This is a genomic window from Bacteroides fluxus YIT 12057, from assembly GCF_000195635.1.
GTDB lineage: Bacteria > Bacteroidota > Bacteroidia > Bacteroidales > Bacteroidaceae > Bacteroides > Bacteroides fluxus.
The window spans coordinates 14,407-33,122 of the sequence record NZ_GL882666.1; the positions used below are offsets into that span (position 1 = coordinate 14,407).

At 46.8% G+C, this 18,716-nt stretch carries 18 protein-coding genes; 9 read left to right on the forward strand and 9 right to left on the reverse strand.

The annotated features are described in order from the left end of the window. The first annotated feature begins 329 nt into the window (after nt 1-329). The gene (locus HMPREF9446_RS12230) at nt 330-860 is read left to right on the forward strand and encodes an RNA methyltransferase (protein WP_039969412.1); all 531 of its coding nucleotides are present in this window, start codon (nt 330-332) and stop codon (nt 858-860) included. A gap of 276 nt (nt 861-1,136) precedes the next feature. Further along, nucleotides 1,137-2,099 carry a YitT family protein gene (locus tag HMPREF9446_RS12235; protein WP_009125985.1) on the forward strand — a complete coding sequence of 321 codons (963 nt, stop codon included), beginning with the start codon at nt 1,137-1,139 and terminating at the stop codon, nt 2,097-2,099. 121 nt (nt 2,100-2,220) lie between these two features. Here the strand turns inward: HMPREF9446_RS12235 and HMPREF9446_RS12240 are convergent, their stop codons facing one another. Next, complete coding sequence (locus tag HMPREF9446_RS12240; protein ID WP_009125986.1) at nt 2,221-2,835, reverse strand: DUF4294 domain-containing protein; 615 nt, start codon at nt 2,833-2,835, stop codon at nt 2,221-2,223. Between the two features lie 118 nt (nt 2,836-2,953). On the opposite strand from HMPREF9446_RS12240, the gene HMPREF9446_RS12245 reads away from it, so the two are divergent. Then, on the forward strand, nt 2,954-4,999 hold the full coding sequence (locus HMPREF9446_RS12245; protein ID WP_009125987.1) for a helix-hairpin-helix domain-containing protein: 2,046 nt from the start codon (nt 2,954-2,956) through the stop codon (nt 4,997-4,999). 11 nt (nt 5,000-5,010) lie between these two features. Here the strand turns inward: HMPREF9446_RS12245 and HMPREF9446_RS12250 are convergent, their stop codons facing one another. After that, nucleotides 5,011-5,214, reverse strand: a complete 204-nt coding sequence (locus tag HMPREF9446_RS12250; protein WP_009125988.1) for a helix-turn-helix transcriptional regulator — start codon at nt 5,212-5,214, stop codon at nt 5,011-5,013. Continuing rightward, the gene (locus tag HMPREF9446_RS12255; RefSeq protein ID WP_009125989.1) at nt 5,207-5,650 is read right to left on the reverse strand and encodes a hypothetical protein; all 444 of its coding nucleotides are present in this window, start codon (nt 5,648-5,650) and stop codon (nt 5,207-5,209) included. Before HMPREF9446_RS12255 ends, HMPREF9446_RS12250 begins: the two co-directional genes overlap by 8 nt. A 224-nt stretch (nt 5,651-5,874) precedes the next feature. On the opposite strand from HMPREF9446_RS12255, the gene HMPREF9446_RS12260 reads away from it, so the two are divergent. Beyond that, complete coding sequence (locus HMPREF9446_RS12260) at nt 5,875-6,648, forward strand: radical SAM protein (RefSeq protein WP_009125990.1); 774 nt, start codon at nt 5,875-5,877, stop codon at nt 6,646-6,648. Nucleotides 6,649-6,716: 68 nt separating this feature from the next. Here the strand turns inward: HMPREF9446_RS12260 and HMPREF9446_RS12265 are convergent, their stop codons facing one another. Together HMPREF9446_RS12265 and HMPREF9446_RS12270 are read right to left on the reverse strand one after the other, a co-directional pair. Further along, a complete protein-coding gene (locus HMPREF9446_RS12265) occupies nt 6,717-7,586 on the reverse strand; it encodes a DNA/RNA non-specific endonuclease (RefSeq protein WP_009125991.1) in 870 nt (289 codons plus the stop codon). Between the two features lie 15 nt (nt 7,587-7,601). Next, nucleotides 7,602-9,278, reverse strand: a complete 1,677-nt coding sequence (locus HMPREF9446_RS12270; RefSeq protein WP_039969414.1) for a SulP family inorganic anion transporter — start codon at nt 9,276-9,278, stop codon at nt 7,602-7,604. Between the two features lie 330 nt (nt 9,279-9,608). Here HMPREF9446_RS12270 and rbr point away from each other — a divergent pair, with 330 nt between their 5' ends. After that, nucleotides 9,609-10,187, forward strand: a complete 579-nt coding sequence (gene rbr / locus HMPREF9446_RS12275; protein ID WP_009125993.1) for a rubrerythrin — start codon at nt 9,609-9,611, stop codon at nt 10,185-10,187. A 257-nt stretch (nt 10,188-10,444) separates the two neighbouring features. Here the strand turns inward: rbr and nadB are convergent, their stop codons facing one another. Continuing rightward, nucleotides 10,445-12,016: an L-aspartate oxidase gene (gene nadB / locus HMPREF9446_RS12280; protein WP_009125995.1), complete on the reverse strand. Its 1,572-nt coding sequence runs from the start codon at nt 12,014-12,016 to the stop codon at nt 10,445-10,447. 108 nt (nt 12,017-12,124) lie between these two features. Between nadB and HMPREF9446_RS12285 the strand changes: the two genes are divergently transcribed. Next, nucleotides 12,125-12,517: a PH domain-containing protein gene (locus HMPREF9446_RS12285; RefSeq protein WP_009125996.1), complete on the forward strand. Its 393-nt coding sequence runs from the start codon at nt 12,125-12,127 to the stop codon at nt 12,515-12,517. Nucleotides 12,518-12,553: 36 nt separating this feature from the next. On the opposite strand, the gene HMPREF9446_RS12290 is transcribed toward HMPREF9446_RS12285, so the two are convergent. Then, complete coding sequence (locus HMPREF9446_RS12290) at nt 12,554-12,979, reverse strand: hypothetical protein (RefSeq protein WP_009125997.1); 426 nt, start codon at nt 12,977-12,979, stop codon at nt 12,554-12,556. Nucleotides 12,980-13,178: 199 nt separating this feature from the next. After that, nucleotides 13,179-14,117: a hypothetical protein gene (locus tag HMPREF9446_RS12295; protein ID WP_009125999.1), complete on the reverse strand. Its 939-nt coding sequence runs from the start codon at nt 14,115-14,117 to the stop codon at nt 13,179-13,181. A gap of 173 nt (nt 14,118-14,290) precedes the next feature. Here HMPREF9446_RS12295 and lpdA point away from each other — a divergent pair, with 173 nt between their 5' ends. From lpdA to dacB, 3 genes are read left to right on the forward strand one after another with little or no spacing between them, the layout of a single operon-like run. After that, nucleotides 14,291-15,649 carry a dihydrolipoyl dehydrogenase gene (lpdA, locus tag HMPREF9446_RS12300; protein ID WP_009126000.1) on the forward strand — a complete coding sequence of 453 codons (1,359 nt, stop codon included), beginning with the start codon at nt 14,291-14,293 and terminating at the stop codon, nt 15,647-15,649. An 18-nt stretch (nt 15,650-15,667) separates the two neighbouring features. Continuing rightward, nucleotides 15,668-16,084, forward strand: coding sequence for a putative signal transducing protein (locus tag HMPREF9446_RS12305; protein WP_009126001.1), 417 nt, complete (start codon nt 15,668-15,670; stop codon nt 16,082-16,084). A 38-nt stretch (nt 16,085-16,122) separates the two neighbouring features. Beyond that, on the forward strand, nt 16,123-17,571 hold the full coding sequence (gene dacB / locus HMPREF9446_RS12310; protein WP_009126002.1) for a D-alanyl-D-alanine carboxypeptidase/D-alanyl-D-alanine endopeptidase: 1,449 nt from the start codon (nt 16,123-16,125) through the stop codon (nt 17,569-17,571). 97 nt (nt 17,572-17,668) lie between these two features. Here the strand turns inward: dacB and HMPREF9446_RS12315 are convergent, their stop codons facing one another. After that, a complete protein-coding gene (locus HMPREF9446_RS12315; RefSeq protein WP_009126003.1) occupies nt 17,669-18,580 on the reverse strand; it encodes a helix-turn-helix domain-containing protein in 912 nt (303 codons plus the stop codon). Nucleotides 18,581-18,716: the final 136 nt, after the last annotated feature.

Sequence of the window (18,716 nt, forward strand, 5' to 3'; positions counted from 1 at the left end):
AAATTTGAGTGTATCTTTTGATAATAAGCATTCTATCGGTCCAAGGCCATTCCTCATCAACACCTTGTTGATAAACTGCAAAGTTAATAACTTTAAAGATATTTATTGGTGAAATGATGCTGAAAAATGTGTTCAAACAGCCTTTGAAGATTTCTCCTAACTTTTTTGGTTTGTTGATTCCGGTGCTGCAATAGGCAATCATTTGAATAATGCAAGGATTATTTCTAAAAATCTTTCCCGTAGGTATTGACACGTTTTCAACGGTTATTAACCGGGATATAAACGGAAAGAAGTATCTTTGCAACCTGAACCATAGATTAAGTAGTGTTATGCGCAAACTGAAGATTACCGAACTGAACCGTATTAGTGTGGAAGAGTTTAAGGAAGCCCGGAAGCTGCCTTTAGTGATTGTTTTGGATAATATACGCAGCCTTCATAATATTGGTTCTGTATTCCGTACTTCGGATGCTTTTCGCATAGAATGTATTTATTTATGTGGCATTACCGCCACTCCACCGCATCCTGAGATGCATAAAACGGCATTAGGAGCTGAATTCACCGTAGATTGGAAGTATGTTAATAACTCTGTTGAAGCGGTTGATAACCTCAAAAAAGAGGGTTATGTGGTTTATTCCGTAGAGCAGGCGGAGGGTAGTATCATGCTGGATGAATTGACTCTGGACAAAACTAAAAAATATGCCATAGTGATGGGAAATGAAGTAAAAGGTGTCCAGCAAGAAGTTATTGACCATTCACACGGTTGTATTGAAATACCTCAATACGGTACGAAACACTCTCTGAATGTATCTGTTACAGCAGGTATTGTTATCTGGGATTTATTCAAGAAACTGAGATATTGACAAGGCTGTTGATAAACTGTCAATATATAGGGTTTACTGCGTCTATAGACGCAGTAAACTTGTTTTATATAGGTATGATGAAGGGTTTTATGAACAGAGATTCATTTTCATAATCAACCGTTTTACTCGTTGTAAACTAATGCTTTATCTCCTATTCTAACTTTCTTATTAACCATGTATTCAACACCTGTTGTTTATATGTGGAAAACTTGCTGTGCGATTCGTTTCTTTTCTTATTTTTTGTATATTTGCTGAATATATATAAATCATATCAGTATGAAAAAGATAATCTCTTCATGGATAGGCATTTTTGTAGGTTGTACTATTCTGGCGGCAGGCTTCGTTTATTTCATCAATCCTTATAATCTTGTTCCCGGTGGAGTGTATGGAGCCAGCATTGTGCTTCATAATCTGTTTCCTTCCATTCAGGTAGGTACGTTCGGTTATATGTTTGATATTCCTTTGCTTGTTATTTCCGTATTTGTGTTGGGGGCAAGGCTTGGGGCGCGTACTATTGTGGCGGCGCTTTTTACTCCGCTTGCCATGAATGTACTGTCTCTCCTCTCCTATCCTTCCGAAGAAGCGCTCCATCAGTTGGACCCTGCACAACTGTTGGGTGGCAGCTTGAACATGTCGGACCATTTGATGCTGACTTCCGTGATTGGTGCGGTGGTCATCGGTGTGGGCTGTGGTATTGTAGTGCGTAGCCGGGCAACCACGGGAGGTACGGACATCGTGGCGATGATATTGCAGAAATACTGTCATATACGTTTTTCGAAGGCAATATTGCTGGTAGATGGTATTGTAGTAGGTTTCGGACTGCTGGTTATCGGTTTTGGCATCGGTAATCCGGATGACGCCACACAACCTTCGTGGCATTTGTCTTTCTATTCGCTTATAGCCATTTTTGTTACCTCGAGAGTATTGGCATACGTGATAAACGGGGAGAAGAATGACAAGATACTGTTTGTCATCAGCGATATGCGCCTTACCGCCTTGCACGACTATATTCTTAAGGATCTGGACCGCACCGCCACTTGCATCAAGAGCAGCGGCCTTTATACCAATGCGGACAAGGAGATGCTGTTTCTTGTGGTAAGTTATAAGGAAGTGGTAGGCATCAAGCAGAAGATAAGGGAAGTAGATCCAAAGGCTTTTGTGGTGGTTACCGATGCATATGATGCTTTTGGTGAGGGATGGAAAGAGCTTCCGATGGTGGGAGAAGTACAACCCGAATAAGCAGTAATCAACAATTGGTTATATTGTAATCAACACAATATTAACCATGCCAGGCGGCAGTTTCAGCCTTCGCGGGCACGCGAAGCGGAGAATGTCTGTTTCCCGTTCGGAATATCCTTTGTCAGAGTTGTCCGTTTTCTACCATCAATATTACCCGTTCCGTGAGTGCATCGTCTCCCATAGGATCGTATTGCTTCTTCAGGCTGGCACCGAACAAGGCGGCAAATGTCTGGTAGAAACCTGCCTTGAAAGGTCCCATGAACGCCTTTACCAGTTCGTATCCGGTGGAGTGGGTTTGCCGGTCAACGAGTTTGATTAATAGTTTTCCTTGGGCAAAGGAAAGTTTCTTCATACGCGGGGTGTATTGTTCTTTCAGACTTTTTTCCACGGCTTTCATGTGTTTCTGACGGGCTTTTTCATTGGGAAGAGTCATCATGTACTCATAGGTCTCGATGATGGCACGGTTTATTTCCTTGGATATGGGAAGCACTTTCTTCACGTCACGAATCAGTTTGTAGTATTTCGCCATTTCCCGCTTGTTTTTAAACTTGAGCGGTTTGAAGATATAGACGGTAGGAAGCTTGATGTAAGGGATGGTATCCCCTTCATAGACGCACATAGGGGTTAAATAAATATTTTTCCGAGTGCCGGGGGCGGATTGTTGCTGGGCACGGCACACTGTGTTTCCGAAGAGCAGAAACATGATGAATATTACTATGTTAAGTCGTATGTTCATGTCACAAAAGTACACGATTCTGCGGAATGTTGTTGTATTCCGGCGGTTTTTCCTTGTCCGATTAACTTATTTAAGGTAACTTCGCTGTCCGTAAACTTAAAAAAACAGCCTGTTATCGATGAAATATATCAAGATAGGAGTCTTTGTAAGTATGCTGCTGACAACTCCTATGCTTGAAGCTCAAAATTCACCTGATTTTAAGGAAGAACAATCCTTGCTCCTTTGGAAAGACAATCTGGAACAACTCTCGATGGAGAACGAAGAAGAATGCAGTTGGGAAGATGAACTGGAAGAATTATCCCGACACCTGCGGGAGCCCGTCAATATCAATACCGCCACTAAACAGCAATTGGAACGGTTTCCTTTCCTCACGGATATACAGATAGAAAACTTGCTGGCTTACGTCTATATACATGGGCAGATGCAGACCATCTATGAACTGCAACTGGTGGAGGAAATGGACAAACGTACCATCGACTTGCTGCTTCCTTTTGTTTGTGTACAGGCAGTGAAAGAGGGTAGGGGGTATCCTGCTTTAAAGTCCATACTGAAATACGGGAAACACGAAGCATTGGCACGTCTGGATGTACCGTTCTATACCCGCAAAGGATATGAAAAGAATTATCTGGGACCTTCCCTTTACCATTCTTTACGTTATAGTTTTCATTACGGAGATTATGTCCAGGCAGGCGTGACGGGAGAGAAGGATGCCGGAGAACCTTTCCTTGCCCTGCACAACGGAAAAGGCTATGATTATTATTCTTTTTATTTTCTGGTAAAGAACAGGGGGCGGCTGAAAACTTTGGCATTAGGCAATTATCGTCTCAGTTTCGGGCAAGGGTTGGTGCTCAGTACGGATTTTCGTTTAGGAAAGACTTTTTCCATGACTACGGCTGAATATCGTGCCGGAGGCATCCGCAAGCACAGTTCTACCGATGAATACAATTATTTCCGGGGAGCGGCGGCGACGGTGGGAGTATTGCCTTACTTGGATATTTCAGCTTTCTATTCGCATCGTTCCATGGACGGGATAGTAGAGGATGGTGGGATAACTTCCATTTACAAGACGGGATTGCATCGCACGCAGAAAGAGGCAGATAAAATGAATGCCTTTGCCTTACAGGTAATAGGTGGAAACATGACCTATGAAAAGAACTCTCTGAAGGTGGGAGTGACGGGGATTTACTATTTTTTCAATCGTCCTTACGAGCCCCGGTTGAACAAGTATGCAAAGTACAATCTTCATGGAAGTGATTTCTATAATGTGGGTATGGATTACAGGTATCGTCTGGGCCGTTTGGTATGGGTGGGGGAAGCGGCGACCGGCGGTAAAGGCTATGCGTTGCTGAACCGGTTGAAGTATCATCTTTCTTCCGATTGTCATCTGCTACTTGTACACCGGTACTATTCGTATGACTATTGGGCTTTATTCGGACGTTCCTTTGGCGAGAGCAGTACACCGCAGAATGAGAACGGATGGTATCTGGCAGCAGAAGCAACCCCTTTCGCCCGTTGGAAGTTTTTCGCTTCGCTGGATCTGTTTTCTTTTCCTTGGTGGAAATACCGCATCAGCAAGCCTTCAAAGGGAGCGGATGTCATGTTCCAGTCCACTTATACTCTCCGGAGAAATCTTTCGATGTATCTCAATTACCGGTACAAGCGGAAGGACAGGGATGTGACGGGAACGGGCGGTACGGTTATACAGCCCGTTTATCATCATAAACTTCGCTATCGGCTGACCTATATGCCGGGGCGCTTTACTCTCCGCACTACGGTGGATTATCATCATTTCCGCCAGCAGGATGGGGCAGGATATAAGTTTGGCAGAAGTCAGGGGTACCAGTGTACGCAGTTGTGTTCGTATGCTTTCCCTTTCCCCTTATCGGTTTCTTTGCAGGGAACCTGGTTTCATACAGACGACTACGATTCGCGCGTTTATGCTTCCGAACGGGGACTTCTATACACTTTTCATACCCCTTCCTTCTATGGCCGTGGTTTCCGTTGCTCTGCCCGTCTGAGGTATGATTTGAACAAGACTTTCATGTTCCTCGCCAAGTTCGGGCAGACGGTTTACCGGGACAGGGAGGCGATTGGTTCGGGCAACGATGAGATACCGGGAAACCGGAAAGCGGACTTGCAGCTGCAGCTGCGTATCAAGTTTTAGGGTTTTCTCGTTTACTTGTCATTTTCTTCCAGTATGAAAATCTCGTTCACTGTCTTTCCGAATACCTCCGATATTTTTAAGGCCAGCAGTGTGGAGGGGACATATTTTCCCGATTCTATGGCATTGATGGTTTGCCGGCTCACTCCTATAGCTTCGGCTAATTGTTGTTGGGTTATATGCTTAATAGCTCTTTCTACTCTTAATGTATTAGTCATTGTTGTTCCTCCTGAATTTATAAAGTTCGATCTTGTATTTTATGATAAACAGGAACAGTATCATAAATAAATCTATGAATACAAAATTAAGATATTGCATGTCATAAATTAGCATAGTGCATACTATCAGTAAGGAATATCCTGTTATAGTAGCCCATATAAGAGAGTTTGAACGGATATTGGCAATGCATTCATCCTCGTCTTTTTCCTTTGAAAAAGCTATGAATAGGAGTGAAACCGTTAGTCCTATCATACTTAACTCATCGAACAAAGAATTCTTGCTGACACCCCAGGGAACCACTGAAAGTACGCTTACTTCCAACCAATCTTCATTGGCGCCGTTGAAAAGGCAAATGAAGGACATGACAACGAACGGAACAAATAAACACCAACCTATCTTTCTGAAAGTGGTTGGAAACAAATAGTTCTTTTTCATAATACTATGTATTTATAAGTTGTCTGCAAATGTAATGTATACTTTACATATAAACAAGTATATTAGATGAAAAGTAATGTATGCTTTACATTAAATAACATATAATCTATGTTTTATGAAGGGAGTATCTTCTTTTGCAGGTAAACTTTGCAGGCTGAACATTGTTTGAATACCACAGTTTTCGCTTAACTTTGTCATTAGTTTCAACTGAAATAGTAAATAGTATGACTGTCATTTATCCATCTCCCATCTTCGGTCCCGTCCATTCCCGCCGTTTGGGAGTATCTTTGGGAATAAACCTGTTGCCGGCAGACGGTAAAGTGTGTACCTTCGATTGCATTTATTGTGAGTGTGGTTTCAATGCGGACCATCGCCCCAAACAGTCGTTGCCTACACGTGAGGAAGTCCGTTCGGCGCTTGAAGCCCGCCTGCAAGACATGCGGCAAAACGGGTCTACACCGGACGTGCTGACTTTTGCCGGTAATGGAGAGCCGACAGCACATCCCCATTTCCCCGAAATCATAGAGGATACGCTTGCCCTGCGCGACAAGTATTTCCCGAACGCGAAGGTGAGCGTATTGAGCAATTCCACCTTTATCCATCGTCCTGCCGTGTTCGAAGCCTTGAACAGGGTTGATAATAACATCCTTAAACTGGATACGGTGGATGAAGAGTACGTCCGCGTGCTCGACCGTCCGACAGGACGTTACTCCATCCGCGAGATTATCGAAGGAATGAAAGCGTTCAAGGGGAACTGCATTGTCCAGACCATGTTTCTCAAAGGAGGTTATAAAGGGCAGGATATGGATAATACATCCGATAAGTTCGTTCTTCCCTGGCTGAAGGCAGTCAAGGAGATTGCTCCCCGCCAGGTAATGATTTATACCATCGACCGCGAGACACCCGACCATGATTTGCAGAAAGCTACCCATGAGGAGTTGGACCGCATTGCAGCACGGGTACGGGAAACGGATATACCGGTAAGTGTTTCTTATTAATGCGAATCAGGAGTTGAATTAGGCTTGTAACGGTATAGACATGGGCTAAAGAGAATATTCTCTTTAGCTCAAAACTGTGCAAGACCGGCTTCCACCTTTTCTTCTATTTCATCCGGCAGGGCGGGGAAGAAGTCGATGCCCGTAATCCGTTCCACTTCGTCCACGGTGTTGACGTAGCTGTCCAACGGATGATTGCCCGGTGCATTCTTATAAATGAAGCCGATGGCTTTGGGGGGATTGCTGTCTGTACACAGAATTACCTTGAAGAACGCTTCGGGTACCGTAATCTTGTGTTTCTTGCCAATGGTGCGATGACGCCGGTCGTAAAGAACCGGACCACATACAATGTATATCCTGCCTTCCTTTTGTGCCCAACGGCGGCATGCCTCTTCCAGTTCCTTCCAGTCGCCGCGGTTCAGGTTGTGGTTCTGCGGGCAAATGTTTGTCATGTAGAAGCTTTCCTGCATGGCTTTCCAGTGCCAGCGGTTGTCACCGGCAGGGCACATGTGTCCGCGGTCCATACCGCTTCCCTTATAGTCATCGGTGGTTACCGCCTCGTCTTCCGGCAAATCGGGGTCGGGCAGGAACTTATCCGTCCGGCTTTCACGTTCTGTTAACTTTTCCGGAGTCAGTTCCCAGGCCACCCAGTTGGGCAGTTTCAGATCCCGGTTGTAGGATACGGTATACCCCTTTCTATGCAATATCTGCTCGGAAACATTCTTCAGAGGGGCAGGGAACAGGACATTTTCGTCTGCAGACGTACTTTTGACCGGAGATTGCCTTGCAGAAGCTCTCTCCGTCCTCTCCGTCCCAAAAACAGGAGGACTGATATGCAGCACCTTTGCTATGGGTTCATAACAAAGGCAGATGATGCATATCAGCGCTATCAGGTAAATGACTCCTTTGGAGGATTGTTTCTTTTTCCTTCTTTTTGCCATACTGATGATGAAAGGTTACAGCAGTTCTTTTGCCCTGTCCAATGCGATATTGATGTTGGAACAGATGTTTTCCTTACCCAGGAGTCCGTAGAACCCGGATTTTTCCAGTACGTTATGCACCTTTTCATTTACTCCTGAAAGTACAATGGTGATTTTTTCCTTCTGTGACATGTGGCAAAGGGTTTCAAGGTTATGAATACCTGTAGAATCGATGAAAGGCACTTTACGCATGCGGATGATGCGCACTTTGGGACGGTCACCGAGCTGTGCCATGGTTTCTTCAAACTTGGTGGCAATACCGAAGAAGTAGGGGCCGTTGATTTCATATACTTCCACGCCTTCCGGAATCACCAGGTGTTCTTCATTGGTGGCGATGTCAAGTTCCGCATTCGGGTCTATCTCATCTTTGATGACGGAGATTTCGGTGGTTTCCATTACGCGGCGCATGAAGAGTACGCAAGCAATGACCAGACCCACTTCGATGGCAATCGTCAGATCGAAGATGACCGTGAGGAAGAAGGTGATCAGCAATACGGTAACGTCCGACTTGGGATTTCTCAACAGTCCCTTGAAAGTACGCCACCCACTCATGTTATAAGAAACGATTACCAGTACACCTGCCAGGCAACCCATCGGGATATATTGCGCCAACGGCATCAGCAGCAGGAGAATCAACAGCAATACTACCGCATGGACTATACCGGCAACCGGCGTCTTACCTCCATTGTTGATGTTCGCCATGGTGCGGGCAATGGCACCTGTTGCAGGAATACCGCCGAACAGGGGTGTCACGAGGTTGGCGGCACCTTGTGCTATCAATTCCGTGTTCGAGTCATGTTTGTCACCGATTACACCGTCGGCTACCGTAGCGGACAGTAACGATTCGATGGCTCCCAGCACGGCAATGGTGATGGCAACGGGGAACAGGTCTTTGACGGCTTCCCAGTCCAGGGCGGGCATCACGGCATCGGGAAGCTCGGCACGGATACTGAAACGGTCACCGATAGTGTCGATGCAATCAATTCCGCCATAAACTTTCATCAGATAGACAGCTGCGGTCACTACCACAATGGCAATCAGCGAACCGGGTATCTTTTTTGAAAACCGGGGGGTAATGGCTATGATGATGATACTGAAGATACTTACCGCCGTGTTCCACCAGTTGACAGTGTCGAAGTGGCGGAAATAGACAATCCATTTTCCCACGAAATCTCCCGGAACCTTATCTTCTCCGAAGGTCAGTCCGAAAACATCGGCAATCTGTGTCGTGAAGATGGTGACGGCAATACCACTTGTGAATCCTATGATGATAGGATAGGGGATGAACTTGATGACAGCCCCTAACTTGAATACTCCCAGAAGGATAAGGATGACACCTGCCATCAGTGTGGCTACAATCAGCCCGGATTCCCCGTATTGCTGTATGATACCGTAAATGATGACGATAAATGCGCCGGTAGGTCCGCCGATTTGTACTTTACTTCCTCCCAACAGGGAAACGATGAAACCTGCAATGATGGCTGTAATGATACCTTTTTCCGGTGATACTCCGGAGGCTATACCAAATGCGATGGCAAGTGGAAGGGCTACGATACCTACAATGATACCTGCCATGAGGTCTGCCATGAATGTTTCTTTCGAGTAATTTTTTAAAGCTGTGTATAGCTTTGGCTTGAATTCGAATGCTTTCATTGAACTATCTGTTTTATTGAATAAATGAACATAATTGGTTTTGTCTGTTATGCCGGGCTTTTTGAACGATTTCTCCTCTCTTTCTGTAAGAATTGTAATGTGTATGTTGCAAATTGACTGCAAAAGTAGATAAAATAAACCGAATAGCTGAACATAAACGGATTGTTTTTTGTTTCAGTGACATAAGATAGATTTTTATTATGGGGCGATAGATAAATCCTATGAGGTAAATTGCGGCTGTTTCGCACTAAATTCCTAACTTTGTAAAGTTGATAGGACAAAATAAACGACATTTATACGTAATTACATTAACTAATAAAAAAAGAAACTATGGCTAAAAGTGTTAAAGGAACTCAGACCGAGAAGAATCTGTTGACTTCATTCGCGGGTGAATCACAAGCAAGAATGCGTTACACTTATTTTGCAAGTGTAGCCAAGAAAGAAGGTTACGAACAAATCTCCGCTATTTTCACAGAAACAGCCGACCAGGAAAAGGAACACGCCAAGCGTATGTTCAAGTGGCTGGAAGGCGGTATGGTAGAAATCACCGCTTCTTATCCTGCCGGTGTTATCGGTACCACACTGGAGAATCTTCAGGAAGCTGCTGCCGGTGAACATGAAGAGTGGTCGCTGGACTATCCTAAATTTGCTGACATTGCCGATGAAGAAGGTTTCCCGGAAATTGCTCTCATGTACCGCAATATTGCGGTTGCCGAGAAGGGACATGAAGAACGTTACCGTGCTTTTATCCAGAACATAGAGACAGCCAGTGTATTTGCCAAGGAAGGCGAAGTGGTATGGCAATGCCGTAACTGCGGTTTCATCTATACAGGCAAGGAAGCTCCGGAGATCTGCCCGGCTTGTTTGCATCCGCAGGCTTACTTTGAAGTGAAGAAGTCGAATTATTGATAACGCCCCCTGCTTGTGCAGGTACGGATAACGCGAAACGCCCGGATACTCTGAAGAAAGTATCCGGGCGTTTTGTTTGAATGGTCAGATAGGGTTGCCTGTATTTTGCCATCCTATCGGCAAGGTTTTGCCTGTTCGTTGGCAAAGCTTTGCCAAAGCGGTGGCAATTCTTTGCCAAAGCGGTGGCAATTCTTTGCCAAAGCGATGGCAAAAGTTTGCCAAAGTGATGGCAATAGGTTGGCAAAATAAGATTGGCTTTATTTCCCGGCGTGCGGATAGTCTATTGTATAGTGCAGCCCGCGGCTTTCCTTGCGTTCCATGGCTTGGCGGGTAATCAGATAACCCACATTGATCATGTTGCGCAGTTCGCAGAGTTCGCGTGTGGCCTTGCTGCTTTTGAATAACTTTTCCGTCTCCTCGTAAAGGATATCCAGTCTGTTCCAGGCACGTGTCAGGCGGGTGTTGCTGCGTACAATGCCCACGTATGCTTCCATGATTTGGTTAACTTCTTTCATGCTTTGTGTAATCAGCACACGTTCTTCGTTGGAAATCGTGCCTTCATCGTTCCATTCGGGGATATCCTCGTTGAAATCGTAACGTTCCAGTACACTCAAGGCATGTTTGGCAGCTGCATCGGCATAAACAACGGCCTCAATCAGCGAATTGGAGGCCAGTCGGTTGCCGCCATGCAGCCCGGTGCAGGAACATTCGCCGATGGCATACAGGCGCCGGATGCTGGATTGTCCGTCCAGGTCAACCTTAATGCCGCCGCATAGATAGTGGGCGGCAGGAGCTACCGGAATGTAGTCTTTTGTGATGTCGATACCGATACTGAGGCATTTCTTGTAGATATTCGGGAAATGTTTCTTGGTCTCTTCAGGGTCTTTGTGGGTTACGTCCAGAAACACGTGTTCGTCACCGCGCTGCTTCATTTCATTGTCGATGGCACGTGCCACGATATCACGCGGGGCGAGTGACAGGCGTGAGTCATATTTCTGCATGAACTCTTTTCCGTCCATGGTGCGCAGTACGCCGCCGTATCCGCGCATGGCTTCGGTGATGAGGAAAGCAGGCCTGTCTCCGGGATGATATAGCGCGGTAGGGTGGAACTGTATGAATTCCATATCCTTTACGGCGCCTTTGGCACGGTAGACCATGGCGATTCCGTCTCCGGTGGCGACGAGCGGATTGGTAGTGTTACGGTAAACGGCTTCACAACCGCCTGTAGCCATGATGGTTACTTTGGAAAGGAAGGTATCTACCTCACCGGTATTTTCATTCAGCACGTAGGCACCGTAGCATTTGATGCCCGGTGTGTAGCGGGTCACGATGATGCCCAGATGGTGTTGGGTAATGATTTCCACCGCATAGTGGTCGGTCAGTACCGTGATGTTGGGATGCTGTTTGACGGCTTCTATCAAGCTGGTCTGTATTTCTGCTCCTGTATTGTCTTTATGGTGCAGAATCCGGAATTCGGAATGCCCGCCTTCTTTATGCAGGTCAAATTCTCCATTGTCTTTTTTGTCAAAAGACACTCCCCATTTGATGAGCTCATTGATTTGTCCGGGTGCGTTGCGCACCACTTTCTCTACGGCTTCGCGGTCGCTTATCCAGTCGCCCGCAACCATAGTGTCCTCAATATGTTTTTCAAAATTATCTACTGTCAGATTGGTGACAGAGGCAATGCCTCCTTGAGCGAAATAGGTGTTTGCTTCTTCTAAACCAGCCTTGCAGATGAGTGCTACTGTTCCTTTGTGCGCCACTTTCAGCGCAAAACTCATACCGGCAAGTCCGGAGCCGATAACGAGAAAATCGAACTTTCTTATCATAAGAATGAGTGTTTATGGCTGCAAAACTACAAAATAACTGCATTCCTTGTACTTTCTGCGGGCATTAATTCTTAAAAATATCTACCTTAGCGGCAAAAATCAGATAAAATGAATAGAATCTTTCATGCGCGCATTGCTATGGGGCAATATCTGTTCCTCATCTTGATAGGTAGTCTCACCGTTTATATGCTTTGGAACAAGCTTCCGCTTCCGGCTGCTCTTTTCATGCTTTGGCTGGTGGTCATTATCGAGAAGCTGATTCATACCACCTATACCGTAACGCCCGACGGGAAGCTGGTGCTGTTTTTCGGCCGTTTCTCGCGGGGTAAGGAAATTCTGCTGAAAGACATCACTTCCGTGGAGCGTGCTTCTTCCATGCAGGTAGGGCGGTTTGCGTTGATGCGTTATGTGCTCGTGAAATATGGCGGGGGCAAGTGTGCGGTGCTTCTTCCCGTCAAGGAGGAAGAGTTTATCCGGCTGCTGGAGGAACGGAGAGGGTGAGCAATAGGGCGTGTGCCTGCGTATGCCGTTTCTGTTTTAATCTGCCGTTATCGGTTTCATGGTCATGGATCCGGTGTGGCTTTCCGGAGTCGTTTGTATGAACTTTCCCTTTATCTGTTTTTCTGTCTTTGTATATTCGCCTGCGAATGTCAGCGTATAGGTAGCTACAAGCTTGCTGTAATGCAGTGTTCCTTTTATGATGAGCCGGTGGTAAGGTGCTATACTGATGGTGGAAGCACTGCTGTTCGGTCCTTTGGCTTTTGTCGTTTCGCTGCCATATTTTATGGTTGTTCCACTTGACGATGGTTTATTTCCAAACACGTAAGGGGCATTGACGAATACGTCTTCTTCTCCCATCCATGCAAATGCTTCGGGATCGTTGCTCTGGAAGGTACTTTCTTGCCATGCGTCTTCGAAGGGGGAGTGTGTGGTGGTAATACTGCCGCTCGAATTGTTTTCCATGATGAAGGGCGGGAGTTCTACATCATTTCCCCATCTCTAATTTCGTCTTTATCGTAACAGCCGGTTGTGCAGACAATCAGTATGGCGTACAATGCGAGGTGGAATAGTTTCTGTTGTTTCATAGCCTTTATTTTTTGTGGGGATGTATATACAAAGATAAATAAGTAAAGCTGCGTCATTTTAATGATGGTGCCGGATCCTAATCTTCCAGAGAATCTTTCACTTCGTGATGTATTTCCGAGCAGCCATAAGGATATCTTTGTGTGAATTTGCCTTTGGATATCTTCTTTGTATCACTGCCGGGTCGCGAAAGAGTGGCGGTGAATGTCACTTGAAGCTGTTTGTAATAGATGGTTGAAGTGTATATGTTCCATTTCATGCCCACTATGTCCACTTCGAAATGTTTATATCTCAGTTCGTCTTCTTTGTAGTACTTGCCTTGGTTGATGAAGAATAACTGTTGTTGCCCCACGATTACCTTTCCGTCTTCTATGCGTTCGGGCAGATAGATGCTGCGTTTCTCCGGGTCTATCCCTTTGAAGATTTCGTCGGAGTGGTCATCGGGTATGAATGCATATTCTGTCCATTCATTGATGAACGGATAGTAGTCGTGCTTGCCGGTCGTGTTTCCCAGATTTTCATCTTTATAGGTACTCTTGTCGGGTTTCGTTCCGGCTTCTTCCACTCCGTCGCCTTCTTCCACGCTGTATTCAATGGACTCTATCCGGTAGAGGTTCTCGCATATTTTCTGATGTATGACAATCTGTTCCTTGTAAAAACCTGCCTTCATCTCAAGATTTATGATGAAGCTGCGTTCTGTTCCGTCAAAGTTGTCTTCCGTTTCAATGATGAGTGTGTTTTCTTTCTCGCGTTTGATGGTTGCCCAGCCGTAGTCAACGGTTCCCGGTCCTTCTAATTGGGTATTACTGCCGATGGGAGGGTAGCCGTTGAGGTCGGTGACGGAAGCGATACGCCAGTCACTGCGTGTCAGGTCTATCTGTAGTGTGGAGGCGTCACCTTCCATGGTAGTTTCCTGTATGGGTGAGAGGCGGGGGGCATCGTCTTCGCTGCAGGCTGCCAAGCCGCAAAGGAAGAGAGAGAACAGAAAGATGGATTGGAATAGTTTAGTGGTTTTCATGTTGATTATTGTTTGATTTATGTCTATTGAATGCGAATTTTCGGCCAATACTGCACGGCAAAGATAATTATTTCCTCTTTACAATACATTCTCCGAAAGAAAGAACTCTTCTTTTTTGCCGGATAATACGGGTTTTATTAACTTGCGCACAAATTAATAATTACCCAGAAGCTATGAAATACCAAGTTGCCATTATCGGCGGAGGTCCTGCGGGATATACTGCTGCCGAAGCTGCCGGAAAAGCCGGTCTGAGCGTTGTACTTTTTGAGAAACAGAATCTTGGCGGAGTATGCCTGAATGAAGGGTGTATTCCCACCAAGACTTTATTGTATTCTGCCAAGACATACGACGGGGCGCGTCATGCTGCCAAATATGCGGTCAATGTGCCGGAGGTAACCTTCGATTTGCCCAAGATTATTGCCCGTAAGCAGAAGGTGGTGCGCAAGCTTGTGTTGGGAGTCAAAGGAAAGCTGACTGCCCATAATGTAGCGATTGTAAGTGGCGAGGCAACGATTATAGACAAGAACCATGTACAGTGTGGTGAAGAAGTCTATGAATGCGACAACTTGCTGCTTTGTACCGGTTCCGAAACCTTTATCCCGCCTATACCGGGTGTGGATGCCGTGCCTTATTGGACTCATCGGGATGCTTTGGATAATAAGGAGCTTCCCGCTTCGCTTGCCATTATCGGCGGCGGTGTCATCGGTATGGAGTTCGCCTCTTTCTTCAACAGTCTGGGAGTACAGGTCACGGTCATCGAGATGCTGGATGAAATATTGGGTGGTATGGATAAAGAATTGTCCGCCTTGCTTCGTGCCGAATATGCCAAACGGGGAATCAAGTTCATGTTGGGTACGAAAGTCGTTTCGCTTGCCGGGGCTTCTTCGGAAGACGGTAGCCCGCAAGTGCAGGTGAATTATGAAAATTCCGACGGTCCCGGTTCCGTCGTTGCCGAAAAGCTTTTGATGAGCGTGGGCCGCCGTCCGGTAATGAAAGGCTTCGGTCTGGAGAATCTGGGCTTGGAAAGGACGGAACGCGGAAATGTCTTTGTCAACGCACAGATGCAGACCTCCGTTCCCGGAGTATATGCCTGCGGTGACTTGACGGGGTATTCCCTGCTGGCACATACAGCTGTCCGCGAGGCGGAAGTAGCCATACATTCCATCATCGGTAAGAAGGATGCCATGAGCTACCGTGCCATTCCCGGTGTGGTATATACCAATCCCGAGATAGCCGGGGTGGGGGAGACGGAAGAATCCTTACAGAAGAAGGGCATTGCCTATCGTGCCGTAAAACTACCGATGGCTTATTCCGGGCGTTTTGTTGCCGAGAATGAAGGTGTAAATGGGGTTTGCAAGTTGTTGCTTGCGGAAGATGATACTGTCTTGGGAGCGCATGTTTTGGGTAATCCCGCTTCGGAAATCATCACGCTGGCAGGCATGGCCATCGAGCTGAAACTCACTGCCGGAGAATGGAAGAAGATTGTCTTTCCGCATCCCACGGTGGGGGAGATATTCAAGGAGGCATTGTAGGAAATAAAATAATGGCGTATGAAAACCATAAAACTGTTTACATGCGATGATGCTTTCCAGGCACATGTCATTCAGGGTGCTTTGGAGAATGAAGGAATTGTTTCTGTCCTGCATAATGAAAACATGTCCAATGTAATGAGGGGGTATGGCAGTGAGATTGCAGGAGTGGATGTGTTGGTATATGAAGAGGACTATGACAAGGCGCTTCTCTTGTTGGAACAAAACCGGATGATTCCGGAACAGTCGAGATACTGCCCGCATTGCGGTTCGGACGAGATTAAGTTTGTGCTGAAGAAGAGCCATCGGGTACGTGCTGTGGTAGCTGCTGCCATTTCGGCATTGTCGGCCGCACCTCCGGGCACTGAGTATTGGGAGTATGTATGCAGCAAGTGCGGCACTCATTTTGAGAAGCCGGTGCCCAAAGTAACTGAATGAGATCTGTCTAAAAGTGACTCATAAAGACAAATTTACTTATGAAAAGGATATTGCTGCAATTGTTTCTGTCAGTCTGTTTGCTGTCGTTGTCCGCCCGGAATGCAGACAATGCGGACAACCGGACGGGTACACTTTCTTCGCGGCTCGATACATTGATAAAGTATCAGCTTCCTTCAGGTTCCAACGTAGCTATTTCGGTTTATGACCTGACCGCCGGAAAGCCCTTGTACAGCTATCAGGCGGACAAGCTTTCCCGTCCCGCTTCCACCATGAAGCTGCTGACGACCATCACGGCCCTTTCCCGTCCCGAAGCCGACGAGCCGTTCCGTACGGAAGTGTGGTATCAGGGAACCATTGAGCGCGATACCTTGCAGGGGAATATGTATGTGATAGGCGGTTACGACCCGGAGTTTGATGAAGAGGCATTGGATTCCCTGGTGGCTGCCGTGGCCCGTTTCCCCTTCTCCGTCATCAAAGGCAAGGTGTATGGAGATGTCTCCATGAAAGACTCCTTGTACTGGGGCAGCGGCTGGTTGTGGGACGATACGCCCTATTCCTTCCAGCCCTACCTCTCGCCGCTGATGCTGAACAAAGGAGTGGTGAAGGTTACCGCTACACCCGGCGAGCGGGGCGACAGTGCACGCCTTGAATGCACTCCCGCCTCTTCCTATTATACACTGACGAACAAGACCCGTAGCCGTACCCCTTCTGCCGGACGCTTCCGTGTGTCGCGCGACTGGCTGGTGAACGGGAACAATATCACCGTGACGGGCAACGTCGATGCCCGCCGTACAGGTACGGTCAATATCTTTTCTTCGCAAGACTTCTTCATGCATACCTTTATGGAACGGTTGCAGGCACGAGGCATCCGGTGCATTCCGGCGGCAGAAGCGGAAGTCTCTTACCTCTTCGGCGAGTTCCGGCAAGACAGCCTTTCCGTGCGGATGGCTTCCTATGAAACTTCCGTGCAGGATGTGGTGAAACAGCTGATGAAGGAGAGCGATAACCTCAATGCCGAAGCCATGCTGTGCCGGTTGGGTGTGCAGAGCAGCGGAAAGAAGCGTGTCTCTGCCGAGGACGGGCTTTCCGCCATCCGCATGCTGATAAAGAAGCTGGGGCATGACCCCGACCGATATAACCTGGCGGACGGTTGCGGCCTTTCCAATTACAACTACATCTCTCCGGAACTTTTGGTTTCCTTCCTCAGATACGCCTACTCGCGTACGGATGTGTTCCAGAAACTGTATAAGGCTTTGCCCATTGGCGGTGTGGACGGCACGTTGGAGTTCCGCATGAAGAAGGGTACCCTCTCGCACAAGAACGTACATGCCAAGACGGGTTCCTTCACTGCCATCAACTGCCTGGCCGGCTACCTCAAAGCCCGTAACGGGCACGAAATAGCCTTTGCCATCATGAACCAGAATGTACTGTCGGGCAGGGAAGCGCGTGCTTTCCAGGATGCGGTGTGTGATGAGGTGATACGTTGAGGTTTAGTCGTCGTAAAGTTGACCTTGAGCGTCGTAAAGTTAAGGTTTGGCTTCCTAATGCAGACCTTTACGGAGTGAGCCCCAAGCGTGGGGGCAATCACTCCTCTTTCGTATTGCGGTAGCGTGCCGGAGACATGCCCAGATAGGACTTCACGTATTTTCCGAAGAAAGACTGGTTGGGGAAATCGAACTCCTCTGCAATCTCCTTGATGGACTTGTCCGAGTGCTTCAGCCGGTACTTGATATGTTCGATGGCACTTTCGTTGATTAGGTCCAGCGGTGTGCGCCCGCACGCCTGCTTGATGACCTTCGAAAAGTGTTTGGGGCTATAGCAGAGTGCGTCGGCGTAATATCCCACGGAGCGGTGCATGCCGTTGTCCTTGGATAGCATCTCTATGAACTTGCGCAGGATATAGTCGGACTGTTTGATGCCTTCTTTGGCATCGGTTGCCATTTCGGAAGGGGGCATTTCTTTGTTGAGGTGCCCCAGCATTTCACAGAAGATGGCAGAAAACAAGTATTGCATCACTTCTTTGTGGTAGTGGTGAGGCTCGTCGTTCATCTTTGCCATAAGCAGTTCCCGGTAGAATTTGAAGATTTCCTTGTCCCCATCCTCCCCGACAGATTTTATGGGATTGTTGTGGATATGTATGACGGTATTCCATGTGTCCTTCTCCATCCTGACCACGCGTTGCAGGAACTGCGTGGAGAATGCGGCAAGCCTTATCTTGTGCTTCGGGCTTACCATTGCGTGGCTGATAATGGTATTGGGAAGGCCGAGTAGCAAGTCGCCTGCTTCCAGTTGGTAGGTTTTGTAGTTGACGTCCAACTGGATGCAGCCTTCCAGACAGATAGCGATGAGGAAGCATCCCAGTCTTATTGTATCTTCATTGTAGGGGCTTCCCTCCAGACTGTTGATTATGACAAAGTCATCATCTACATAGTCAAGGACGTGTTCGCTGCTCTTGAAGTCTGCGATTTCTACGGTTTTTATGTTCCTTTTTTCCATATTCCTCTTTTTTTGTTTTGCAAAGTTGAGGAATAATGGGAAATATGGAATGTTCTATTATACTTCTTTCTTGTTCTCTATGTCTTTTTAAAACAATAGGTTAGCCTTAAAAAAGATAAATGGCGAAAAAAGAACA

Coding starts and splice junctions, on each gene's coding strand:
- HMPREF9446_RS12305 (WP_009126001.1), top strand. CDS start 15,668: ATGAAAACCATAAAACTGTTTACATGCGATGATGCTTTCCAGGCACAT.
- nadB (WP_009125995.1), bottom strand. CDS start 12,016: ATGATAAGAAAGTTCGATTTTCTCGTTATCGGCTCCGGACTTGCCGGT.
- HMPREF9446_RS12230 (WP_039969412.1), top strand. CDS start 330: ATGCGCAAACTGAAGATTACCGAACTGAACCGTATTAGTGTGGAAGAG.
- HMPREF9446_RS12250 (WP_009125988.1), bottom strand. CDS start 5,214: ATGACTAATACATTAAGAGTAGAAAGAGCTATTAAGCATATAACCCAA.
- HMPREF9446_RS12255 (WP_009125989.1), bottom strand. CDS start 5,650: ATGAAAAAGAACTATTTGTTTCCAACCACTTTCAGAAAGATAGGTTGG.
- HMPREF9446_RS12315 (WP_009126003.1), bottom strand. CDS start 18,580: ATGGAAAAAAGGAACATAAAAACCGTAGAAATCGCAGACTTCAAGAGC.
- HMPREF9446_RS12260 (WP_009125990.1), top strand. CDS start 5,875: ATGACTGTCATTTATCCATCTCCCATCTTCGGTCCCGTCCATTCCCGC.
- HMPREF9446_RS12295 (WP_009125999.1), bottom strand. CDS start 14,117: ATGAAAACCACTAAACTATTCCAATCCATCTTTCTGTTCTCTCTCTTC.
- HMPREF9446_RS12285 (WP_009125996.1), top strand. CDS start 12,125: ATGAATAGAATCTTTCATGCGCGCATTGCTATGGGGCAATATCTGTTC.
- dacB (WP_009126002.1), top strand. CDS start 16,123: ATGAAAAGGATATTGCTGCAATTGTTTCTGTCAGTCTGTTTGCTGTCG.
- HMPREF9446_RS12245 (WP_009125987.1), top strand. CDS start 2,954: ATGAAATATATCAAGATAGGAGTCTTTGTAAGTATGCTGCTGACAACT.
- HMPREF9446_RS12265 (WP_009125991.1), bottom strand. CDS start 7,586: ATGGCAAAAAGAAGGAAAAAGAAACAATCCTCCAAAGGAGTCATTTAC.
- lpdA (WP_009126000.1), top strand. CDS start 14,291: ATGAAATACCAAGTTGCCATTATCGGCGGAGGTCCTGCGGGATATACT.
- HMPREF9446_RS12290 (WP_009125997.1), bottom strand. CDS start 12,979: ATGGAAAACAATTCGAGCGGCAGTATTACCACCACACACTCCCCCTTC.
- HMPREF9446_RS12270 (WP_039969414.1), bottom strand. CDS start 9,278: ATGAAAGCATTCGAATTCAAGCCAAAGCTATACACAGCTTTAAAAAAT.
- HMPREF9446_RS12235 (WP_009125985.1), top strand. CDS start 1,137: ATGAAAAAGATAATCTCTTCATGGATAGGCATTTTTGTAGGTTGTACT.
- HMPREF9446_RS12240 (WP_009125986.1), bottom strand. CDS start 2,835: ATGAACATACGACTTAACATAGTAATATTCATCATGTTTCTGCTCTTC.
- rbr (WP_009125993.1), top strand. CDS start 9,609: ATGGCTAAAAGTGTTAAAGGAACTCAGACCGAGAAGAATCTGTTGACT.